This window comes from Pseudomonadota bacterium (assembly GCA_010028905.1).
Lineage (GTDB): Bacteria > Vulcanimicrobiota > Xenobia > RGZZ01 > RGZZ01 > RGZZ01.
The window spans coordinates 1-1,230 of record RGZZ01000865.1; the positions used below are offsets into that span (position 1 = coordinate 1).

The following is a 1,230-nucleotide window of genomic DNA, read 5'->3' on the forward strand; positions in this document are numbered from 1 at the left end:
CATCGGCACGCAGTCTGGCACGATCAGGAGACGGGGCACACCTGGCATCCCTACAAGATGCTGTGGCGCCACGGAGGCCCGGGCGGTTCCCCCATGGCGGCAGGACAGGGGGCTGTGGACTTCTGGGACAGTCCGCTCAGCGAGACAGGCGTGCTGGGGTTCGAGTGGGGCTACAGCCTCGACATGCCAGACGCCCTGGTGGCCTGGGAGGCCCAGTTCGGCGATTTCGTCAACGTGGCGCAGGTCATCATCGATCAGTTCATCGTGAGCTCAGAGGCCAAGTGGCATCTCATCAACGGCCTGGTCATGCTGCTGCCCCACGGCTTCGAGGGGCAGGGCCCGGAGCACTCGAGCGCGCGCCTCGAGCGCTTCCTCATGCTCACGGCACGCGACAACATTCAAGTCGTGAATCTCACCACCCCCGCCCAGCTCTTTCACTGCCTGCGCCGTCAGGTGCTGCGGCCCTATCGAAAGCCGCTCATCGTGATGTCGCCCAAGAGCCTGCTGCGACACCCCAAGGCGGTGTCGACCCTCGACGAGCTGTCTGACGGGCACTTCCAGCGCATCATCCCCGATACCTCGGTCGCCGATCCGTCTCAGGTGCAGAAGGTGCTGCTGTGCAGCGGCAAGCTCTACTACGAGCTGGTGACCGCTCGCGGCGAGCGCGGTCTCGATGACAAGATCGCCATCGTGCGCCTCGAGCAGCTCTATCCGCTTCACACCGAGATGGTGGCCCGTGCGCTTGCGGGCATCCCCCGCAAGGTCCCCGTGGTGTGGGTTCAAGAAGAGCCGTCGAACATGGGGGCGCTGCACTTCCTGCAGAGCCGCTACGGCGATGCGCTGTGCGCGCCGCACCCGTTTCTCTCGGTGGCGCGACCGGAGTCGGCCAGCCCGGCGACCGGGTCGGCTACCAGCCATAAGGTCGAGCAGGAGTGGCTCATCGCCCAGGCGCTCGAGCTGGCTTGACGCCAGGTTCATTCGCGATTCGAAAGGGTTGAGAGCGTAGTTGCTCTGAGGGAGGTAGAACGTGTCGGAGAACATCGTCGTCCCCGCGGCCGGGGAATCGGTATCAGAAGCCGTGGTCTCTGCGTGGCTGGCCAATGAAGGCGAATGGGTAACCTGTGACGCGCCGGTTGTCGTTCTCGAGACAGACAAGGCGAACCTCGAGGTGGGAGCGCCCATCGACGGTGTGCTGGTTCGCATCATCAAGCGCATGGGCGAGACGGTGAA

Annotated in this window: 2 protein-coding genes; both read left to right on the forward strand. The window is 64.7% G+C overall.

Annotation, left to right across the window (positions count from 1 at the left end):
* A partial coding sequence (locus tag EB084_25970) for a 2-oxoglutarate dehydrogenase E1 component (protein NDD31712.1) occupies window positions 1–966 on the forward strand: 966 nt, incomplete at its 5' end.
* 61 nt (window positions 967–1,027) lie between these two features.
* Window positions 1,028–1,230, forward strand: a 203-nt coding sequence (locus EB084_25975; GenBank protein NDD31713.1) for a dihydrolipoyllysine-residue succinyltransferase, incomplete at its 3' end; no start/stop codon positions are given.